Origin of the sequence: Gordonia desulfuricans NBRC 100010, from assembly GCF_001485495.1 — a bacterium.
In the GTDB taxonomy this organism is placed as follows: domain Bacteria; phylum Actinomycetota; class Actinomycetes; order Mycobacteriales; family Mycobacteriaceae; genus Gordonia; species Gordonia desulfuricans.
Genome location: NZ_BCNF01000008.1, coordinates 79,150 through 99,463 on the forward strand (window position 1 = coordinate 79,150; position 20,314 = coordinate 99,463).

At 69.2% G+C, this 20,314-nt stretch carries 24 protein-coding genes and 1 tRNA gene; 11 read left to right on the forward strand and 14 right to left on the reverse strand.

From position 1 onward, the window contains the following. Positions 1-59: 59 nt before the first annotated feature. Both GD1_RS01625 and GD1_RS01630 read right to left on the reverse strand, forming a co-directional pair. Positions 60-1,556, reverse strand: a complete 1,497-nt coding sequence (locus GD1_RS01625) for a DUF7782 domain-containing protein (protein WP_059035219.1) — start codon at positions 1,554-1,556, stop codon at positions 60-62. Further along, complete coding sequence (locus GD1_RS01630; protein ID WP_059035221.1) at positions 1,556-1,765, reverse strand: hypothetical protein; 210 nt, start codon at positions 1,763-1,765, stop codon at positions 1,556-1,558. Before GD1_RS01630 ends, GD1_RS01625 begins: the two co-directional genes overlap by 1 nt. Before the next feature lie 263 nt (positions 1,766-2,028). Here GD1_RS01630 and GD1_RS01635 point away from each other — a divergent pair, with 263 nt between their 5' ends. The 5 genes from GD1_RS01635 to GD1_RS01650 all read left to right on the forward strand — a co-directional run bounded on the left by GD1_RS01635 (position 2,029) and on the right by GD1_RS01650 (position 7,244). Continuing rightward, positions 2,029-3,762: a hypothetical protein gene (locus GD1_RS01635; protein WP_244882447.1), complete on the forward strand. Its 1,734-nt coding sequence runs from the start codon at positions 2,029-2,031 to the stop codon at positions 3,760-3,762. 135 nt (positions 3,763-3,897) lie between these two features. Beyond that, positions 3,898-4,269: a histone-like nucleoid-structuring protein Lsr2 gene (locus tag GD1_RS01640; protein ID WP_174518990.1), complete on the forward strand. Its 372-nt coding sequence runs from the start codon at positions 3,898-3,900 to the stop codon at positions 4,267-4,269. 93 nt (positions 4,270-4,362) lie between these two features. Continuing rightward, entirely contained in the window at positions 4,363-4,533 is a 171-nt protein-coding gene (locus GD1_RS24585; RefSeq protein ID WP_157079343.1) for a hypothetical protein, read from the forward strand. An 87-nt stretch (positions 4,534-4,620) separates the two neighbouring features. After that, positions 4,621-5,424, forward strand: coding sequence for a cyclase family protein (locus tag GD1_RS01645; RefSeq protein ID WP_059035223.1), 804 nt, complete (start codon positions 4,621-4,623; stop codon positions 5,422-5,424). 89 nt (positions 5,425-5,513) lie between these two features. Continuing rightward, positions 5,514-7,244 carry a thiamine pyrophosphate-binding protein gene (locus tag GD1_RS01650; protein ID WP_059035225.1) on the forward strand — a complete coding sequence of 577 codons (1,731 nt, stop codon included), beginning with the start codon at positions 5,514-5,516 and terminating at the stop codon, positions 7,242-7,244. 207 nt (positions 7,245-7,451) lie between these two features. Here the strand turns inward: GD1_RS01650 and GD1_RS01655 are convergent. Next, a tRNA-Leu gene (locus GD1_RS01655) sits at positions 7,452-7,537 on the reverse strand. A gap of 185 nt (positions 7,538-7,722) precedes the next feature. On the opposite strand from GD1_RS01655, the gene GD1_RS01660 reads away from it, so the two are divergent. Both GD1_RS01660 and GD1_RS01665 read left to right on the forward strand, forming a co-directional pair. Then, positions 7,723-8,199 carry a hypothetical protein gene (locus tag GD1_RS01660; protein WP_059035227.1) on the forward strand — a complete coding sequence of 159 codons (477 nt, stop codon included), beginning with the start codon at positions 7,723-7,725 and terminating at the stop codon, positions 8,197-8,199. Further along, positions 8,196-8,552: a DUF3817 domain-containing protein gene (locus GD1_RS01665; protein ID WP_059035229.1), complete on the forward strand. Its 357-nt coding sequence runs from the start codon at positions 8,196-8,198 to the stop codon at positions 8,550-8,552. The genes GD1_RS01660 and GD1_RS01665 overlap by 4 nt, the downstream gene beginning before the upstream one ends. 108 nt (positions 8,553-8,660) lie before the next feature. Here the strand turns inward: GD1_RS01665 and rdgB are convergent, their stop codons facing one another. The 8 genes from rdgB to GD1_RS01705 form a co-directional block, all read right to left on the reverse strand. Next, positions 8,661-9,284, reverse strand: a complete 624-nt coding sequence (gene rdgB / locus GD1_RS01670) for an RdgB/HAM1 family non-canonical purine NTP pyrophosphatase (protein WP_020793031.1) — start codon at positions 9,282-9,284, stop codon at positions 8,661-8,663. Between the two features lie 12 nt (positions 9,285-9,296). Continuing rightward, positions 9,297-10,052, reverse strand: coding sequence for a ribonuclease PH (gene rph / locus GD1_RS01675; RefSeq protein WP_059035231.1), 756 nt, complete (start codon positions 10,050-10,052; stop codon positions 9,297-9,299). A gap of 24 nt (positions 10,053-10,076) precedes the next feature. Then, positions 10,077-10,841 carry a cyclic nucleotide-degrading phosphodiesterase gene (locus GD1_RS01680; RefSeq protein WP_059035232.1) on the reverse strand — a complete coding sequence of 255 codons (765 nt, stop codon included), beginning with the start codon at positions 10,839-10,841 and terminating at the stop codon, positions 10,077-10,079. 241 nt (positions 10,842-11,082) lie between these two features. After that, positions 11,083-11,892 (reverse strand): glutamate racemase, encoded by an 810-nt coding sequence (gene murI / locus GD1_RS01685; RefSeq protein ID WP_174518993.1) that lies wholly within the window; start codon positions 11,890-11,892, stop codon positions 11,083-11,085. Beyond that, positions 11,889-12,524, reverse strand: coding sequence for a rhomboid family intramembrane serine protease (locus GD1_RS01690; RefSeq protein ID WP_059035237.1), 636 nt, complete (start codon positions 12,522-12,524; stop codon positions 11,889-11,891). The genes murI and GD1_RS01690 overlap by 4 nt, the downstream gene beginning before the upstream one ends. A gap of 105 nt (positions 12,525-12,629) precedes the next feature. Next, positions 12,630-13,601: a PLP-dependent cysteine synthase family protein gene (locus GD1_RS01695; RefSeq protein WP_020792888.1), complete on the reverse strand. Its 972-nt coding sequence runs from the start codon at positions 13,599-13,601 to the stop codon at positions 12,630-12,632. 3 nt (positions 13,602-13,604) lie between these two features. Further along, entirely contained in the window at positions 13,605-13,931 is a 327-nt protein-coding gene (locus GD1_RS01700) for a MoaD/ThiS family protein (protein ID WP_059035239.1), read from the reverse strand. A gap of 6 nt (positions 13,932-13,937) precedes the next feature. Continuing rightward, the gene (locus GD1_RS01705) at positions 13,938-14,345 is read right to left on the reverse strand and encodes a M67 family metallopeptidase (protein ID WP_053776152.1); all 408 of its coding nucleotides are present in this window, start codon (positions 14,343-14,345) and stop codon (positions 13,938-13,940) included. A gap of 344 nt (positions 14,346-14,689) precedes the next feature. Here GD1_RS01705 and GD1_RS01715 point away from each other — a divergent pair, with 344 nt between their 5' ends. Both GD1_RS01715 and GD1_RS01720 read left to right on the forward strand, forming a co-directional pair. Beyond that, positions 14,690-15,481, forward strand: a complete 792-nt coding sequence (locus GD1_RS01715) for an LppX_LprAFG lipoprotein (protein ID WP_059035243.1) — start codon at positions 14,690-14,692, stop codon at positions 15,479-15,481. A gap of 89 nt (positions 15,482-15,570) precedes the next feature. Then, positions 15,571-15,960 carry a DUF4189 domain-containing protein gene (locus tag GD1_RS01720; RefSeq protein ID WP_059035245.1) on the forward strand — a complete coding sequence of 130 codons (390 nt, stop codon included), beginning with the start codon at positions 15,571-15,573 and terminating at the stop codon, positions 15,958-15,960. 58 nt (positions 15,961-16,018) lie between these two features. Here the strand turns inward: GD1_RS01720 and GD1_RS01725 are convergent, their stop codons facing one another. Genes GD1_RS01725 through clpS form a run of 3 tightly spaced genes read right to left on the reverse strand, consistent with a single transcriptional unit; the run spans position 16,019 to position 18,106 of the window. Then, complete coding sequence (locus tag GD1_RS01725) at positions 16,019-17,143, reverse strand: P1 family peptidase (protein ID WP_059035246.1); 1,125 nt, start codon at positions 17,141-17,143, stop codon at positions 16,019-16,021. Positions 17,144-17,189: 46 nt separating this feature from the next. Beyond that, on the reverse strand, positions 17,190-17,765 hold the full coding sequence (gene aosR / locus GD1_RS01730) for an oxidative stress transcriptional regulator AosR (protein ID WP_059035248.1): 576 nt from the start codon (positions 17,763-17,765) through the stop codon (positions 17,190-17,192). Positions 17,766-17,782: 17 nt separating this feature from the next. After that, the gene (gene clpS / locus GD1_RS01735) at positions 17,783-18,106 is read right to left on the reverse strand and encodes an ATP-dependent Clp protease adapter ClpS (protein ID WP_053776105.1); all 324 of its coding nucleotides are present in this window, start codon (positions 18,104-18,106) and stop codon (positions 17,783-17,785) included. Between the two features lie 68 nt (positions 18,107-18,174). Here clpS and GD1_RS01740 point away from each other — a divergent pair, with 68 nt between their 5' ends. Together GD1_RS01740 and GD1_RS01745 are read left to right on the forward strand one after the other, a co-directional pair. Next, entirely contained in the window at positions 18,175-19,431 is a 1,257-nt protein-coding gene (locus GD1_RS01740) for a nicotinate phosphoribosyltransferase (protein ID WP_202927389.1), read from the forward strand. A 247-nt stretch (positions 19,432-19,678) separates the two neighbouring features. After that, a complete protein-coding gene (locus tag GD1_RS01745; RefSeq protein WP_059035252.1) occupies positions 19,679-20,305 on the forward strand; it encodes an isochorismatase family protein in 627 nt (208 codons plus the stop codon). Positions 20,306-20,314 lie beyond the last annotated feature (9 nt).

Consider the following 20,314-nt stretch of genomic DNA (forward strand, 5'->3'; position numbering starts at 1 on the left):
AGACCTCCGCCGCCGCGACTTCCGGCGCGCACATGCCTGTCAGCGTCGACGACGCGAGTTCACCTGACCTCGAACAGGATTCCGCGACCGATCGCCTCGCGCACCACCGGCAATGCGGCCTGGGCGAGGGCGTCGGCGTCGACGCCGTGGAAGTCGGCGAGCAGGTCGATCAGCACACCGAGCGACACGGTTCCACGGCATCCGGCCAGCAGGGCGCGCGAGACCTCGTCGACGCCGAGCACCGCACCGGGGCCCCCGGGCCGGCGTACCGAGGCGCCGACCTCCTGCCACCCGTCGTCGCCGGGCAGCGACTGCGATTCCAGGAACACCGGCGCGGTCTTGAACCGGGCGGCGAGCAGGTGCTCGTCGGTGGTGTCGCGGAGATAGGCGCGGCGGTCGAGGAAGGCCCGGGCCTCGTAGCCGGTGACCTCCTCGCCGGCTCCGGTGATCTCCTCGAGGACACGGTCGGGGGTGCCGGTGCGGCGCCGGCGCAGGGTCAGCGATCCCATCCCGATGCCGACGATGTTCTCCTGGGTGAACCAGTCCAGCCACGCGGCTCCGCGGGCGGCGATCTCCTCGGGTTCCTCGCCGGCGTCGGAGAGCCACAGCGAGATGTAGCCGACCGGATCGGCGAGCTCCCGCTGGACGACCCAGGCATCGAGGTCGGTACCGGCCAGCCAGCCGCCCACCCGGTCGCGCCAGTCCTCCCCCTCCCGGACGATCCAGTTGGCCAGTAGCTGTGCGGTACCACCATCGGTGAGATGGTCGGGCAGTTGCCGGATCAGGTCGGCACAGATCGTGTCGCCGACCATCCCGGAGTCGCGGTAGATGTAGTCCTGGCCGCCCGACCCGACGACGAACGGCGGGTTGGACACGATCAGGTCGAACCGTTCGCCGGCGACCGGATCGAACAGGCTGCCCTCGCGCAGATCCCACGACATCCCGTTGAGCCGGGCGGTGGCGGCCGCCAGGGCGAGGGCGCGGGGGTTGGTGTCGGTGGCGACGATCGACTCGCAGTGCGCGTTCATGTGCAACGCCTGAATCCCACATCCGGTGCCGAGATCGAGTGCGGCACCGACCTTGTCACGGATCACCGCACGGGCCAGCGACACCGATGCGCCACCGATGCCCAGGACGTGGTCGTGGGCGACGGCACCGCTGCGCATCGCGGCGTCCTGGTCGGAGACCACCAGGTGGTCGCGCACGTCGTCGGCGTGCGGCCGGATGTCGAGGTTCGCCCGCAGCGCGCCGTCGGCGGTCCGCGCCAACACGCCCTGATCCAGCAGCGCGGGCACCCCCGCCGTCGGGAATGCGGCGGCAACGGCCGTATCCGTCTCGTCCGAACCGAGGAGGAACAGGCGGACCAGGGTACCCAGCGCGGGCCGGTCGACAGCTCGGGTGGCCCGCAGTGCAGGCCACCAGATCCCTTGCCCCAGAGCATCGTTCGCCTGGTCACCGAGTAGCGCTGCGACCCCGTCGGAGGTGTAGTCCGCACCGCGGAGATCGGCACCGAGTGCAGCGACGACCGCCTCGTCCCGCAGCGGCATGTCGCTCATCAGCCGACCTGCCGATACTTCTTGTGCATCGCCTGTTTGGTGACGCCGAGTACCACGCCGATCTCGGCCCAGGACAATCCGGCGATGCGAGCTCGGCGCACGGCCACCTCCTCGTCGCGCGCCAGCTGCCGGCGTCGTGCGGCGACCTGTGCGAGTTCGTCCACGGGATCGTCTGGGCCGCCGCCGCGGCCTCCCACCGATGTCTGCATGCGCTCATGCTGCACGGGAGCCCGATGATCGGTCAACCGTGGTTGACCGTCGCGCCGGACGGACAGACCCGCCCCGACCTGCGGTTACGCCACTCCGTTACGCACCGGATGCGTGAGCCCTGTCATGATCCCCGTACTCTTCAAAGGGTATGCTAAGTTTCCCTCAGGTTTTCGGCTGACGAAACGTGGCCTCGGGCGGATCGCACCGGCGGCGTCTGATCACCCACGTCCCGTCGCCGTCCGTCCGGGGTCAAGGAGTACGTGTGAAGAGTGTGGGGTCGTCGATGGGTCCGAGGCAGTCGAAGGGCAAGATCTGGTTCGTCCGGGCCACGGCGGTCGCCACGCTCACGGCGTTCTCGGCCAGTGTGATGAGCGCCAACGGTTCCGCGGCGGTCCTGAACCCCGCCCTCGTCCCCGCACCCATTCCGGTCGCCGAGAAGACCAAGCCCAAGCCCCAGACCCGCAAGCCTGCCGAGACCTATCAGGAGCGGATCGACCGGATCGCGCAGAGCCCGCGCTCCATGCTGCCGACCCTCGAAGAGAACGAGGGCCAACCGACCGTCTGCGTCAGCGGTGAGTTCACCACCCTTCGCGTCGTCTACGACTCGCTGTTCGAGTCGGTGCTGCCGTCGCTGCCCAAACAGCTGCACCAGAACGCCTACGCCGCGCGGGCGGCCGCGCACCGGGACATGGACCGGCTGAACGTCTCGACGCTCGCGATCTCCGACCATCCCATGGCACTGGGCGCCGACCGCGACGATCCGTCGTTGACCTACCGCGGCGCCATCTCTCAGTGGATGGTCGTGCAGTTGCTCAAGATCCGCGACGGCAAAGAGGCCGAGGCGATCCCGCTGGGCAACATCACCCTGGCCCAGGCGGTCGAGACGGTCTGGCTCTACTTCTTCGCGACCATCTTCACCCCGGCGAAGATCGGCGTGGGCCTCACCCCCTATCTCGGCCGCCCGTTCGAGGGCACCGACGCCCTGAACTCGGTGACCTACAACCTGATCCTGCAGCTGATGGTGCAGGGCTCCACGATGGCCGGGCAGTCTCTGTACCAGTCGATCTCGAATGCGATCGTCAGCCAGTGCATCGCGCGGGTCACCGAGGAACAGCGCGCCGAGGCGGGCCGGCCCAGTGACACCGTCACCTACCCCGTGAACATCCCGGCCATCGTCCGCGAGACCGCCAACCAGCTCGCCCTCGCCGACAACGACGACTGCTCGGCCGTCGGCAACGTGCCGCTGAGCCGGATCGTCACCCGTACCGGGGATTACGCACAGAACCTGGCGCAGACCCCGCAGGAGAAGAAGGCGATCGCCGCCGAGACCAAGAAGATCCTGGCGAGTCTGCGCGGCGCCCAGGTGCCGCACAACCTGATCCCGGCCGATCCGTCCGACTTCACCCAGGCCGAGTCGCTCATCTCCACCTTCGGTGGCATCATCCCAGTCATCGGTGGTGCACCTATCGACATCATCCTGGGCCTGAGCCACAACCTCGGCCAGGGCGACGACATGTTCGAGATGGTCCCGTTGTCGGATCTGACCGTCACCAAGTCGCTGACTGCCGCGTACTTCACGTACTACCTGTCGCTGCATCTGTTCACCACCATCGGAGGCCTCCTCGAGGGGCAGGTCCTCACCAACGGCCAGGAGGTGGGCTACCTCTCCCCGATCCGGGCGCTCACCACTCTCGCGAACATCCCGCTCACCTACGGACTGGTCAACTACCACAACGTGGTCCGGTCGATGTGCTTCGTCGAGGACGACACCAACGGCAACGGTCGTGGCGCCCAGAACAATCGTGATCGGGCGACGCTGCCGTCGGCGAGCACCACGACGCCCACCGCGGCCCGGCCCGGCTCGACCCGTCAGGGATCGAACAACCCGGCCTCGCCGACCCGACGCGCCGGGGCCAGCAGCACGCCGTCGACGAGTTCCTCGACGCCTGCCCCGCTGGTTCCCGGACTTCCGATCCGCATTCCGGGGGTGAATTAATCGAGGTCGACGGCTCATTCCCGAGCCGTTCCCGCCGATCCGGAGTTACCGTGGTTCGGACAGAATCACATCCGGAGAAACGATAGCGAGACCCGTTTCACGAAACTTTGCGCCACATAAGCTATCGTCAAACACGTGGCCAAAGTTGAAGTGATCTCGTTCGTCGACGACCTCGACGGCAAAGAGCTCGATCTGGACGATGCGCACACCATTTCGTGGTCGTGGGTCGGCGTCGACTATCAGCTCGACGTCTCCAGCGCCAACCTCGAGAAGATCGAGAACGGCAAGGTTCCGGTGTCGAAGCTGCTCGAGGTGTCCACCCGGATCGGCGGTCGGCGGCAGTCGACGGCTCCCCGGGTCCGTTCCACCACCCCGCAGGATTCCGGTGACCGCGCGCGTCGCGACACCGCCGCCATCCGCCAGTGGGCGACCGAGGCGGGCTACGAGATCTCCCCGCGCGGGCGTCTGCCCAAGGAGATCATCGAGGCCTACGAGGCCGAGGCCTGATTCTCGACGGTGTGACCTGATATTCCAACGCACCGCAGCCGACATTTCGGCTGCGGTGCGTTGGTGTATTAGCGGGGCTAACGATTACGATTCGTGACCATTCCGAGACCACCTATCGTGGTGTTTTCACCGCATTTCCTCGACGATGAACTGCGCATTCTGGACGGCGATGATCGCCATCACACCCGTCCCGCCCCCCTCATCGCCACGCGCGATGAGGGGGAATCCCGTTCGGCAATGGCGATCTCGACGACCATCGGGTGACCGGAACCGCCGGAGCCGCACCTAGACTCGATCCAGGCCGGAGACCGCTGCATCCGCCCCGCCCCACCCCGACGAAAGGCCCCCTTGATGACCGAGCCGCTCACCACCTCGTCCGGTGCCGTCGCATCGTTTCTCGCCGCTCTCACCGACGGCTCGGTGGCCGTGATCGACCTGACCACTCCCCTGAGCAGTGCGACGCCTGCCCTCGTGCTGCCCGACCCGTTCGTCAACCTGATCGACTTCAGCCTCGAAGAGGTCAGTGCCTACAACGAGCCGGGACCGTTCTGGCGGCACAACAACATTCACACCGGTGAGCACATCGGCACCCACCTCGACGCACCGATCCACTGGATCAGCGGGCGCGACGGACACGACGTCTCGCAGATCCCCGCACGCCGGCTGATCGGGCCGGCCGCGGTGATCGACCTCACCGACAAGGTCGCCGCCGACCCCGACTACCTGCTGACCGTGGCCGACGTCGAGGAATGGGAAGCCGAGCACGGCACCCTCGCCGACGGTGCGTGGCTGCTGCTGCGCACCGGCTGGGAGTCGCGAGGCGGATCGCAGGAGGAGTTCCTCAACGCCGACGAGACCGGCTCGCACACACCGGGAGTCGCGGTCGAGTGTGCCGAATGGCTGGCCACCCGCCGCCCCCTCGCAGGCCTGGGCGTGGAGACCGTCGGCGTGGACGCCGGGATGGCCGGCGGTTTCGAACCCGCCTTCCCGGTCCACTACCACTTCCTCGGCAACGACAAGTACGGCATCACCTCGCTGCGCAACCTCGGGCGGCTCCCGGCGACCGGTGCCATGCTGGTGGTCGCGCCGCTGCCGATCGTCGGCGGTACCGGCAGCCCGTCCCGCGTGCTCGCGCTGGTCGAGACGGACGCCTGAGTTCGCCTCGGACTTCTCGCAGCGATGACGTGGCCGGCTCCACCCGTCGCTGCCCCGGCCTCCCGCAACCCGATCGCAAGGTTCTTCTGATGACCACCCCCACCGCATCCGCCACATCCACCTCGGGAGCACAACCAGGCTCTGCGGGCACCCCGCTCACCTACGGGCCGACCGTCGGCGACGTCGTCGGCCGGGTGCTGGCCGATCTCGGCGTCGGCCATGCCTTCGGCGTGGTGGGCAGCGGCAACTTCACGATGACCAACGCCTTGCGCGCCGGTGGTGTGGGCTACACCGCCGCCCGGCACGAGGGTGGTGCGGCCACCATGGCCGACGCGTACACCCGGATGTCGGGGAAGGTCGGCGTGGTGTCGCTGCACCAGGGGTGTGGACTGACCAATGCCATGACCGGGATCGGTGAGGCCGCCAAGAGCCGGACACCGATGGTGGTCCTGACCGCCGACGCCCCGGCCGCCGACCTGCGCTCCAACTTCCGCATCGATCAGGACGCCCTGGTCACCGGCGTCGGGGCGGTCAGCGAGCGCGTCTACGGTGCATCGACCGTCGTCGCCGATGTGATCCGTGCGGTCCGCACGGCGATCACCCAACGCCGGACGGTGGTGGTCAACGTCGCGATCGACGTGGCCGCCGCCCCCGCCTCGGTGCCGGGTCCGGTGACCGCCGATATCGTGCGTCCGCGGGTCCGGCCCGACCAGGACTCGGTGGCGCGGTTGCTGCGGTTGCTGGCCGAAGCGCGGCGGCCGGTGTTCGTCGCCGGTCGCGGTGGGCGCGAGGCCGGGCCGCAGATCGCGGCGCTGGCCGAGGCGACCGGCGCGCTCGTGGCCACCTCGGCGGTGGCCAACGGCCTGTTCACCGGGGACCCGTTCGCGTTGGGCATCTCGGGCGGATTCTCGTCGGCGACCACCGCCGAACTCGTCGCCGGCGCCGACCTGATCGTCGGCTGGGGCTGCGCCCTGAACATGTGGACGATGCGTCACGGCAAGCTGATCGGCGCGGATACCGTTGTCGCACAAGTGGATGTGGACGTCGATGCGGTAGGCGCGCATCGTGCGGTCGAGCTGGGCGTGATCGGTGACTGTGCGCTCACCGCCGCCGACGCCCTCGCGGCACGCCAGGCCGACCGGACCCCGACCACCGTCGGCTACCGCACCCCCGATGTCGCCGCCCGGATCGCTGCGTCGTCGCGCTGGCGCGACGTGCCGGTGGACGACATCTCCACCGCCGACCGGATCGATCCGCGGGCGCTGACCATCGCGCTCGACGATCTGCTGCCCGCCGAGCGCATCGTGTCCATCGACTCGGGCAACTTCATGGGGTACCCGTCGACGCATCTGGGCGTGCCCGACGAGAACGGCTTCTGCTTCACCCAGGCCTTCCAGTCGATCGGGCTGGGCCTGGGCACGGCGATCGGCGCGGCCACCGCACGCCCCGACCGGATACCGGTGCTCGGAACCGGCGACGGCGGCTTCCTGATGGCCATCTCGGAACTGGAGACCGCGGTTCGCCTGCGGCTTCCGTTGGTGGTCGTGGTCTACAACGACTCCGCCTACGGCGCCGAGGTGCACCACTTCGGTGACGCCGACATGACGACGGTGACCTTCCCCGAGGTCGACATCGCCTCCATCGCACGGGGTTACGGCGCCACCGGCATCACCGTGCGGTCGGTGTCGGACCTGTCCGCGGTCTCCGAGTGGGTCGCCGGGACCACCACCGGTGCCGACGTCGGCCCGCTGGTGATCGACGCGAAGATCGCCACCGACGGCGGTTCCTGGTGGCTGGCGGAGGCGTTCGCCGGACACTGAGGCGCACGCCCGGAAACACTGAGGCGCCGACTCGCTCGGTCGGCGCGTCGGCCGTGACCGCCATCCGTTCCGGTGCGCCCTCCGTCATGCCCTCGAACTCGGCGGGCGCACACCGACCGGAGGTCGGCAGGGATGTCACCGTGCGCCCGCGATCATGTCGTTCGAACCCAGTGGGCACACACCGACCGGAGGTCGGCAAAGGTTTCATGGTGCGCGAGGGGGGACTTGAACCCCCACGTCCTCCGGACACTGGAACCTAAATCCAGCGCGTCTGCCAATTCCGCCACTCGCGCGTGCGTGCACAACCCTACCGCGCACCGGTCGACACCACCGACCCGCCCTTCACCGGCCTGCCGCCCGACCGCCGTGGTCTCGCCACCGGGTATGCCCTCGGATCTGCCGCCGGCGATGTGACCGTTACCGCAGATCACCGGCCCGGGCGGCGGCCGGATGACCCCGATTGGGTACCGTCGAGGGTATGTCCCCGCAGTCTGCACGTCGTCGGCACCGACCCGCGCTCCTGGTGCTGGTGGCGATCGCCGCCGTCGCCTGCCTCGGACTGGCCTGGTGGCAGTGGGACACCTACGAATCCTCGGCCGGCACCGCCCAGAATCTCGGCTACGCGCTGCAGTGGCCCGCATTCGGTTTCGCCGTGATCTGGGCCTATCGGCGCTTCGTGGTCCTCGAGAGCGATCCGGACGAGGCCGCCAAGATGGCCGACAAGGGCGTCACCGAGATCCCCGCCGGCCTGCTCCCGGAACGGCCGTCCACCCCGAGTGCCTCGTCGGCGGCCGATGCTTCCTCCCCCGACGACGTCTCGCTGCGTGAGTACAACCGCTTTCTCGCCGACCTCGACGCCGCCGATCATGCCGAGGCCGACGACCAGAACCCCGATCGCACGGCGCGTGTCGGAACGACCCGCCCCGATTCCCTGACCAGTGAGGATTCTCAGTGACCGAGACCGCCCAGCCCGCCACCGTGCCCGTCGAGAAGGTGAAGGGGGCGCTGCTGCGCTACCGCATCCTCGCGTGGATCACCGGTCTGTGGCTGCTGCTGCTCGTCGTCGAGCTGATCCTGAAGTACGGCTTCGACATCAACTCGCTGGACTTCGTGCCGATCGCACACGGCTGGGTGTACTTCATCTACCTGATCCTGACCGTCGACCTCGCCATCAAGGTGCGCTGGCCGGTCGGCAAGATCATCCTCACCGCGATCGCCGGAACCATCCCGTTCCTGTCGTTCTATGTCGAACACATCCGGACCAAGGAGGTCAAGGAGCAGTTCGGCCTGACCGGCGGCAGCCTCTGAGCGCACCGGTCGTCCGACCGAAACCGAGAACACCGCCCTCCGGCATGACCGAAGGGCGGTGTTCTCGTATCGAGGGTGTTCCCGAGTGGGTGGATCAGCGGGTGGGGATCACTGTCCCGCGAGCGACCGCAGCGCCGGAACCAGCTGGGCCAGCGCCTTTCCGCGGTGGCTGAGCGCATCCTTCTCCGACGCCGACAGCTCCGCCGAAGCCCGGCCGGAAGCCACGGCGTCGTCCGGCACGAACAGCGGGTCGTAGCCGAAGCCGTTGTCGCCGCGCGGTGCCCGCAGCATCACGCCGCGCCACTCCCCACGCACCACGGTCTCGTCGCCGTTCGGACCGACCAGCGCGCACGCCGAGACGAACGCCGCACCGCGACGCTCGTCGGGCACATCCGAGATCTGGTTGAGCAGCAACTCGTTGTTGGCCGCATCGTCACCGTGACCACCGCTCCACCGCGCCGACAGCACGCCGGGCATGCCGTTGAGCGCGTCCACGGCGAGCCCGGAATCGTCGGCCAGGCACACCAGTCCGGTCGCGGCGGCACCGGAGCGCGCCTTGATCAGCGCATTCTCCTCGAAGGTCGCCCCGGTCTCGGGTTCCTCCGGGTATTCCGGCACGGCGTCGAGACCCACCACGTCGAGTCCGACGATCCCCGCGGCGTCGAGCACCCGCCGCAGCTCGGCGAGTTTCTTGGCGTTGCGGCTGGCGACCAGGATGCGTTGTGTCGTCATCGGTGCCGACGCTCAGTTCGCGGTCGGCAGCACGCCGGGGTACGGGTCGGCCAGCACCGCACGCTGCGCCTCGAAGAGCTTGGCGGTGCCCACCTCGGCGATGTCGAGGAGTTTGTCGAGGGTGGCGCGCGGGAAGGTGGCGCCCTCACCGGTGCCCTGCACCTCCACCAGGGTGCCGGCGTCGGTGGCGACGACGTTCATGTCGACCTCGGCACGCGAGTCCTCCTCGTACGGCAGGTCCAGCCGCACCCGGCCGTCGACGACGCCGACGCTGACCGCGGCGATCATGCACGACAGCGGCTGCGGGTCGTTGAGCTTGCCGGCCGCACCCATCCAGGTGACGGCGTCGGCGAGGGCGACGTAGGCGCCGGTGATGGCGGCGGTGCGGGTGCCGCCGTCGGCCTGCAGCACATCGCAGTCGAGGGCGATGGTGTTCTCGCCGAGCGCGCCGAGATCGATGCATGCCCGCAGCGAACGGCCGATCAGGCGGCTGATCTCATGGGTGCGGCCACCGATCTTGCCCTTGACCGACTCGCGCCGGGACCGTTCGTGGGTGGCGGCGGGGAGCATCGAGTACTCCGCGGTCAGCCAGCCCAGACCGGAGCCGCGGCGCCACGGCGGCACACCCTCGGTGACGCTGGCCGTGCACATCACCCTGGTCTGACCGAATTCCACGAGCACCGAGCCCGCGGGATGTGAGGTGAATCCGCGGGTGAAGGAGATCGGTCGCAGTTCGTCGTCGGCCCTGCCGTCAGCGCGTGTGGTCACCGTGCCAACTGTAGTCAGCCGGGTTCAGAGTTCGAACACCTGACCCTGTCGCACCAGCTCCACCGGCCCGTGGAACCGTGAGCGCGCCTCGGCAAGGATCAGTTCCGCGTCACTCCACGGCGCCACATGGGTGATCGCGAGCGACTTGACGTCGGCCTTGGTGGCGGCCTCCCCCGCGTCGATCCCGGACAGGTGCAGATGCTCGGGCCGTGCGGCCGGGTCGTGCGACCATGACGCCTCGCAGAGGAACACGTCGGCGCCGGCGGCGAGGTCGATCAGTTCGTCGCACAGCGCTGTGTCACCGGAGTAGGCCACCACCTTGCCCTCCGGGGAGGTGATGCGCAGACCGTAGGTCTCCGGCGGATGATCCACCTGGAACGCCCGGATGCTCATCCCCCCGAGCGTCACCTCGATGCCGTCACTCCACTCGCGCACGTCGAAGGTGTCGCCGATGTCGTCGATCTCGCCGGGGAACTCCGACGATGCGGCACCGATCCGGGCCGCCACCCCCGACGGCCCGTAGAGCGGGGCGGCCACCGGTGCCCGCCCGGGCGGGGCATAGCGCCGCCACACCAGCATCGCGGCCAGGTCCAGGCAGTGATCGGCGTGGAGATGACTGAGTACCACCGCCACCGAATCGGGGTCGGCCACCCGCTGGAGTTCACCGAACACACCGGGGCCGCAGTCCACCAGCACCGGCTGTTCGCCGGGAACGGTGAACAGGTAGCCGGAGCAGGCGACCCCCGGCCCGCCGACGCTTCCCGAACAACCCAGGACGGTGACACGCATAAGCCCTACCTTGCCATGCGCGTGCTTCCCGCCGACCACGTATGGGTCACAAGTCATTCACTGTGTCTTTGACGCCGGGTGAAACGTCGTCTGACACACCAGGTGCGGAGATGTCATGGGTTCCGAGCAAGGACGTCTCAGGCGCGCGGCGCCGGGACCGTCGTACGCAGCCATGCCCGCCGCCGGGCGACGCCATGCGTCCGACACCCAGAGATGACCGACACTCCGCGATGACCGATGCTCAGAGATGCCCGACCGCACCGATCGTCGGGCCGAGGAACCGGTGCGAGAGCTTGGCGAACATCTCCGGGTCACCGGTCGCCTGGAAGACGCGGTGGGCGTCGCGATTGGAGTGCGGATGCAGCAGATCCGCCTCGGTGAGCACCCGGAACAGATCCTTGGCGGTCTCCTCCGCGCTCGACACCAACGTCACCTGATCGCCCATCGCGAGCTGGATCACCCCCGACAGCAACGGGTAGTGCGTGCAGCCGAGCACCACCGTGTCGACGTCGGCCTCCTGGAGGGGTTCGAGGTAGCCCTGGGCCAGTCCGAGGATCTGCCGGCCGCTGGTGATGCCGCGCTCGACGAAGTCGACGAACCGGGGACAGGCCACCGCGGTGATCTCGGCGTCGCGTGCTGCGGCGAACGAATCCTGGTAGGCCCGTGAGGAGACGGTGGCCTCGGTGCCCAGCACCCCGATCCGGCCGGTCTTGGTCGCGACCACCGCCCGACGCACCGCCGGCAACACCACCTCGACCACCGGGATCGGCGCGTACCGTTCCCGTGCGTCACGCAGGCAGGCCGCCGACGCGGTGTTGCAGGCGATGACGATCGCCTTGACCTCACGCTCGGCGAGTTCGTCGCCGATGGCCAGGGCGTGTTTGCGGATCTCGGGGATCGTCAGCGGACCGTACGGACCGTTGCCGGTGTCGCCGATGTAGATGATGTCCTCGTCCGGCAGGAGATCGATGACGGCGCGGGCCACGGTGAGTCCACCGACGCCGGAGTCGAAGATGCCGATCGGGGCGTCGGGGCGGATGGATGCGGTTATGACGGAACTCCCGGGGTGGGCCCGCCGACAGCGGGTGCGGACTTGCGTTTACGGTCGCGGCCGGCCAGGGACCAGGCGGCCAGCACACCTCCGATCGCGCCGAACAGATGCGCCTGCCACGAGACCTCGACCGCCCCGGGGAACACACCCCACAGGATCGAGCCGTAGATCAGGAACAGGACGATACCGCCGAGGACCTGCCAGAAGTCACGGTTGAACAGGCCACGGACCAGCAGGTATGCCAGCCATCCGAAGATGATGCCGGAGGCGCCGACGGTGACGGTGTAGGGCGGCGCGAACAGCCACACCCCCAGCCCCGACACCACCCATACGATCGCGGTGACGATCAGGAACCGGCGGGTGAGCAACAGCAGGAAGCCCAGCACCACCCCGGGGACCAGGTTGGCCCACAGATGTTCCCAGTCGGCGTGCAGCAGCGGCGCCCAGACGATGCCGTCGAGGCCGTCGACCTGGCGGGGTTCGATGCCGTTGTCGTCGAGCCGGAAACTGGTCGCGGCGTCGATCGCCTCGATCACCACCAGCAGCACGACGATGCACGCCATCACGATGATCGACCGCTGCCACAACGGCCGCGGGGCCGGTAGGGTCGTGGGCGGCGGCGTGACGGTCATGTCCTCTTCGTTCTCGGTGGGCTCGGTTCTCGGTGGGCTCGCGGGTCGTCCGCGGATCTCCACGACCCGGTCTCGTGCTCGGCGGTGTATTCGCGGGCGCGTGGGTCAGGCCCAGAGCTGACCTTCGAGGGCCTGCTCGGCATCCTCCAGGCTACCGTCGTACGCCCCGGTCGACAGATACTTCCAGCCCGCGTCGGGTACCACCAGGCCGATGTCGGCGCGTCGGCCTGCCTTGAGGGCGCCGCGTCCGACTCCGCGCGCGGCCTGCAGGATGGCCCCGGTCGACACCCCGGCGAAGATGCCCTCGGCGTCGATGAGCTCACGGACCCGGGCGATCGCGTCGACGCCGGTCACCGAGAACCGGCGGGTCAGCACCGACGGGTCGTAGAGCTCCGGGACGAACCCCTCGTCGATGTTGCGGAGCCCGTAGACCTCGTCGCCGTAGCGCGGCTCGGCGGCGACGACCTCGATGTCGGGGTTGCGTTCACGCAGGTAGCGGCCCACCCCCATCAGGGTGCCGGTGGTGCCGAGTCCGGCGATGAAGTGGGTGATCTCGGGCAGGTCGGCGAACAGTTCCGGACCGGTGCCCTCGTAGTGCGCGGCGATGTTGGCCTCGTTGCCGTACTGGTAGAGCATCACCCAGTCGGGATGTTCGGCCGCGAGTTCCTTGGCCACCCGCACCGCGGTGTTGGACCCGCCGGCCGCCGGCGACGAGATGACCTCGGCGCCGTACATGCGCAGCAGCGAGCGGCGCTCCTCCGAGGTGTTCTCCGGCATCACGCAGATCAGGTGATAGCCCTTGAGCTTGGCCGCCATCGCCAGCGAGATCCCGGTGTTGCCGCTGGTCGGTTCGAGGATCGTCGACCCGGGACTCAGCAGCCCGTCGCGTTCGGCCTGTTCGATCATCCGCAGCGCCGGACGGTCCTTGATCGACCCGGTGGGGTTGCGGTCCTCGAGTTTGGCCCACAGCCGGACATGCGGTCCCTCGGCGGTGTCGTCCCAGCGCGGGGAGAGCCGGCGCAGACCGATCAAGGGTGTGTTGCCGACCGAGGCGATCAGCGACTCATACCGTGCCACCGCTCAGAAACCCGCGATCACATCCAGGACGGGGACATCCGGGGAGCAGACATCCGGGGCGCCGCCGGCGACCGCGGGCAGGATGGTCACCTCGTCGCCGTCGTCGATCGTGGTCTCGAGACCGCCGGAGAACCGGACGTCCTCGTCGTTGACGTAGATGTTGACGAACCGGTGCAGTTTGCCGTCGGCCACGAGCCGATCCCGGATGCCCGGAGCACCGGACTCGAGGTTGTCGATCAGTTCGGCCAACGTGGAACCCGTTGCGTCGACCCGCTTCTCACCACCGGTGTGGGTGCGCAGGATGGTCGGGATGGACACGGTTACCGCCATGGATTCTCAGCTCCTGATCTCGATCGGTTCTTCGGTGACCACGCCGTCGACGATCCGGTAGCTGCGTACCTCGGCAACCTCGGGATCACGGGTGGACACCAGCACATAGTGTGCGTTCGGTTCGCCGGCGTAGGAGATGTCGGTGCGGCTCGGATACGCCTCGGTGGCGGTGTGCGAGTGGTAGACCACCACCGGTTCCTCGTCGCGACGGTCCATCTCGCGCCACACCTTGAGCTGTTCGACGGAATCGAAGCGGTAGAACGTCGGTGAGCGCTCGGCGTTGACCATCGGGATGAACCGCTGCGGATCGTCGGCACCCTCGGCCCCGGCGATCACCCCGCATGCCTCGTCGGGGTGATCGGCGCGCGCGTGCGCAATCATCGCGTCCACCAGCTCCTGACCGATTCTCAGCACCCTCGCTCCTGCCCTCTCACCTCTGCACCTCTCACCGCTGCCCCGCTCGCCGCCGTGCCTCTCACCGCCGCGCCTCTCACACTGCCCCGTCACCACGGCCGCCGGCCTCGGTGTTCGGCCGCCTCGCAGACGTCGGACATCGTCTGCGACCAACGCCGCAGGACCCGCCGATATTCCGGACACGGCCCGTCATCCATGCGACAGACAGTTCCGCGAATCCCGACGATCTCGCGATAGTGTTTCGCCACACCGGGTTTCGCCGACGACAGTTCGCCGAGCAACCCGGGGATCGAGCCGGACGGGGAGTGCCGGCCCGGGGGAAACACACCATGAGGAGTCCTTTGATGCACCGTGCCCAGCGAGTTGCCGCCGCGGCGGTCTCGGCCGGCATCGCCGCCGCCATCGTCCTGACCGGATGCTCGTCCGGCTCCGGCGGCGGGTCCGGCGATCCCACCACGACCGCCACATCGACCATCACCGATCCGGCCGCACTGGTGTCGGCCGCCGCCGACAACACCGCAGCCCTCACAGGCGCCCACCTGAACCTGGCGGTCCAGGGCAAGATCCCGAATCTCACCGCCAAGTCCGTCGACGCCGATCTGGTCGCGCAGCCGAAGACCGCCGCCGAGGGCACCGCGACGGTCCTGCTCGGCACCACGGAGGCCACCGCACCGTTCGTCTACGTCGACGACCACCTGTACGCGAACATCGACGATCACGGCTACCTCGACTACGGCAACGGGTCGTCGATCTACGACGTGTCGGTGGTGCTGAATCCGGACAAGGGCCTGGCGCATCTGCTGCGCTCGGTCACCGCACCGACCGCGGCCGGGACCGAGAACATCGACGGCGTCACCACCACCAAGGTCGCCGGCACCGTTCCCGCCTCCGACCTGGCGCCGCTGACCGGCGTGAACATCGCAGCCGACCAGAACACCCCGGTCCCGGTGACGATGTGGATCACCCCCGACAACCAGCTCGCCCGGGTGGTCCTCACCCCCGCACCCAACGCCTCGATGACCATCTCCCTCTCGAAGTGGAACGAGACCGTCGAGGTCACCAGGCCGTCGGACATCACCACCCCGACCCCCGCCACCCCGCCGCCGTCCGGCGACGTCTCCCGCGACCCGGCCTGAGCGCTCGCCCGAACCCTCACCCCGGCCGCCGATCCCCTGATCGCCCCACCACTCACCACCCGCCCGCCACTCATCACCGAGGAGCCACCATGAGTTTTCGCACACGCCTGACCGCGGCTGCCGCCACCGTGGGCGCGCTGGGGACCGCACTGGTCCTGCCGGCCGCCATCGAGCCGGCCCCGGCGAACGCCTACACCAACTACTACGGCGCGATCGCGCTCAACACCTCCACCGGTGCGTACGGACGCTCATGGGACTACGGGTCCTACGGTCAGGCGCGTTCGGCCGCGCTTGGCTCGTGCGGCTACGGCTGCCGGGTGGTCACCGACTTCGTCAACGGCTGCGGCGCCGTCGCCTCGTCGACGAACTACTGGGGTTACGGCCGCGCCCCGAGCCTCTACCGCGCGCAGTCCAATGCGCTGTCGGCGGCCGGTGGCGGCTACATCTACACCTGGGTGTGCACCAGCGGTCACTCCTGACCGTCCTCACCCACACGACCTCACCCATACACCGCGGTGGCGTCGTCGGAGCCGGCTCTCAGCCCAGCACCGACGGCGCCACCTCGGTGTATGCGGGGATGTCGGCCACCGCTCGGGCGTGCACGACGGCCGAGACGATCGCCTCGCGGGCGACCTCGGCGGCCACCCGGCAGATCTCGGCGAGCACCACGGCCTCCGGATTCATCCCGGGCGGGATCTGCGGACTCGGCTCCACCGCGCGGGCACCGGTGGCGACGGCGAAGATCGTGTCGCCGTCGAGCGGTGAGTGCACCGGATGGATCGCACGGGCCAGACCGTCGTGGGCGGCCATCGCGACCCGCTTCACCGAGGCCGGCGCCAGCACCGCGTCGGTCGCCACCACCCCGATGGTGGTGTTGAGCACGGTCTGTTTGGCCGCGATCGTCGACAGGTCGCGCAGGTCGTCGGCATTCGGGTGGACCAGACCGAACCGGCGCAGATCCGCGGCCGTCGCACCCCAGGGCAACCCGGTGTCGGGATCGATCACCGCGCCCACCGGATTGGCCGCGATCACCGCGCCGACCCGGATCCCGGCCGCGGGGCCGGAGTCGATCAGACGGCCCGCGGTACCCAGACCTCCCTTGAGCCCGGCGGCCCGGGCACCGGTACCGGCACCCACCGAGCCGATCTCGAAGTCGGCCGACGCCGAGCGCACCGCGTGCACCCCGAAGTCGGCGTCGGGCCGGCGGGTCCACTGCCCCACCGGCAGATCGAAGATCACCGCGGCCGGGACGATCGGCACCACATGACCGTGGCGATCCATCGGCAGTCCCACACCCTGCGCCTCGAGTTCGGTCATCACCCCGTCGGCGGTGGCCAGCCCGTACGCGCTGCCACCCGACAGCACGATCGCGTGCGCGGTGGTCACCGTGTTGGACGGGTCGAGCAGATCGGTCTCACGCGTGCCCGGACCTCCGCCGCGGACGTCGACGGCGACCGTCGGTGCCGGACCGTCGGGAGTGGGTGCGGCGATCCGTACCACCGTGGTGCCGGTGGCCCAGCCGAAACCGGGCGGATCGTCGGGGCCGTCCCCGCCGACACCGACCTCCGCGTCGAGCCGATGGTGATGTCCGACGGTGATCCCGGCGACGTCGGTGATCCGGTTGCCCGGAGCTGCACGGTGGTGGTCGGGGTGTCCGGTCACAGCGGCGCCTCTCGTGTGGGGTGGCCGATCACGCTTCCCGGATCGGTCACATCAGGGCCTCGACCAGCAGTTCCTGCATCACCGTCAGCCAGTGATAGACGTCGAGGTGTGCGGCATGGGGATGGTCGTCGGGATAGCGGTCGGGCGTGTCCTCGGAGATCCCGAGCATCGCACCGAGCGCCAGCCGCACGTCGTTGAGGGCGGTCAGCCACGCGAGCGCCTGCTCCTCGGTCAGGGCTATCTCGCCGCCGCCGTCGGGCAGTGACTCCACCAGGATCTGTGCCGCCGACAGCTTCGCGTCGATGATGCGTGGCTCGTTGATGCTGCGCAGCGCGGAGTTGAGATCACCGTTGACGACGTCGGCGCCGAGTTCGCGTTCCTGGTCGGGCCGGTGGAAGTCGGGCAGCAGCCGACCCAGGGTGAGGTCGGCCGGGGCGGTGCTGTGGCCGGTGGTGATGCCGGTCAGTTCGGCGAGTTCGTCGGTCGGGGCGCTCGCCGCACGCTCGGACAGCAGTTCGGTCAGCGACCCCACCATCGAGAGGAGCAGTTCCACCTCGTTGCGGTCGAGGCTCGAACAGATCCGCAGGCGAGATCCCCGTCCATGTCGTTTCCAGGTACGCACGTGTCACTCGTCTTCGATCAGCAGTCGCGCTGCATTGTCGCCCACAGCCCCGCGGCATGCAGTTTTCGGACATCGGACTCGACCTTGTCGCGGTCGCCGGAGGACACCACGGCCTTGCCCTCGGTGTGGACCTGCATCATCAGCTCGTTGGCCTTGGCCTCGGAGTAACCGAAGATCTTCTGGAACACGAAGGTCACATAGCGCATCAGGTTGACCGGGTCGTCCCACACGATCGTCATCCAGGGACGGTCGAGATCCGACGCACTGTCGGCGACGGAGGGCTCGGCAACCGCCGCACCACCGGGAGTAGCCTCATGCGCACGAATCACGTCAGGCGCCATACGTCCAAGGGTAAGGGATCTCAAACGTGTACAACACCGCGCTACTGACCGATCACTACGAGCTGACGATGGTCGCGGCGGCGCTCCGGGCACCGATCGCGCACCGCGAGTGCGTCTTCGAGGTGTTCGCGAGGAGGCTGCCCGACGGCCGCCGGTACGGCGTCGTCGCCGGTACCGGCCGGGTGCTCGACGAGCTGGCACGGTTCCGGTTCGGCGACGCCGAGATCGCGGTGGTGGAGCGTTTCCTCGACCCCGACACCGTCGCCTGGCTGCGGGATTACCGGTTCTCCGGCGACATCGACGGCTATCGCGAGGGTGAGCTGTACTTCCCGGGATCGCCGATCCTCACCGTCCGCGGGACCTTCGCCGAGGCGGTCCTGCTCGAGACGCTGATCCTGTCGATCCTCAATCACGACAGCGCGATCGCCTCGGCCGCCGCCCGGATGGTCTCCGCCGCCGGCCGTCGCCCCCTGATCGAGATGGGGTCGCGCCGCACCCACGAGCGTGCGGCGGTCGCCGCGGCCCGGGCCGCCCACATCGCCGGGGTCGGCTCGACGTCGAATCTGGAGGCCGCACGTCTCTACGGCGTGCCCAGCGCCGGCACCGCCGCGCACGCCTTCACCCTCGGGTTCACCGGCCCGGACGGCACCGACGAGAAGGCGGCCTTCGCCACCCAGATCGAGGCGCTCGGGGTGGACACGACGCTGCTGGTGGACACCTACGACATCACCCAGGGTGTCCGCAATGCGATCGAGGTGGCCGGCCCCGGACTCGGTGCGGTGCGCATCGACTCCGGTGATCTCGGGGTGCTGGCCCGGCAGGTGCGCGACCAGCTCGACTCGTTGGGTGCCACCGAGACCAAGATCGTGGTCTCCGGCGACCTCGACGAGTACGCGATCGCCTCGCTGCGGGCCGAACCGGTCGACATCTACGGGGTGGGCACCTCGCTGGTCACCGGCAGCGGCGCACCGACCGCGGGGATGGTCTACAAACTCGTCGAGGTGGACGGCATCCCGGTGTCCAAACGCTCCAGCCACAAGGAATCCCGGGGCGGCCGCAAGACCGCGTTCCGGGCCGCCCGGCCCAGCGGCACCATCGTCGAGGAGATCGTGTCACAGGGTGGCGGTAAGGTCCCCGAGACGAATGGATTGATCACCCGCGAACTGCAGATCCCGCTGGTACGTGGCGGCGATGTGCTCGACGGACTGCCGACGCTGACCGACGCCCGTGAACACCTCGCACGCGGACTGGTGAGTCTGCCGTGGGAGGGGCTGGGCCTGTCGCACGGCGACCCGGCGGTCCCGACCCGCCACGTCGTCGGCTGACCCCGGCGCGGGACCCGGCCGATCCATCCGACACCGGCCCCGACCCGCACCACACCCTGCCCGCCCGAGCCCACCCACATCCCGACACCAGCCCAGTACCGATATCAGCCCCGTACCGACACCAGCCCCGTACCGACACCAGCCCCGTACCGACACCAGCCCAGCACGAGCCCGGAGCTGCACGAGCCCGGCCGGCCCCGACGGCGCGCCCGGCCCGTACCCGGCCCCGTCACCATCAGGAGAGACCATGAGCGAGACCGCGCGCGGTGATGCGTTGATCATCGTCGACGTCCAGAACGATTTCTGTGAGGGTGGCGCACTCGGGGTGCGTGGTGGGCACGCGGTGTCGGAGTCGGTCAACGCCCTGCTCGCCGAGTACCCGACGGTGGTGGCCACCCGCGATCACCACATCGATCCGGGTGCGCATTTCTCCGACACCCCGGACTTCGTCGACACGTGGCCACCGCACTGCCGCGCCGGCACCGACGGCGCCGCATTCGCCCCGGCCCTCGACACCTCGACGGTCGCGGCGGTGTTCGACAAGGGTGAGTACGCGGCGGCCTACTCGGGATTCGAGGGCGCCCACGAGACCGGGACGGTGCTGGCCGACTGGTTGCACGAGCGTGGGGTGAAGCGGGTCGACGTGGTGGGTATCGCCACCGATCACTGTGTCCGTGCCACCGCGCTCGACGCCGCACGCGCCGGATTCCACACCCGGGTGCTGCTGGAGCACACCGCCGCCGTCGCACCGGCCACCGCCGCCGCTGCGCTCGACGAGATGCGTTCGGCCGGAATCGATCTCGTCGGCGATCTGGCGTACGGCGGTTCCTCGCACGACGCCCCGGCACCCCACCACGACGGCCCCGAGGACTGAGACCCACCG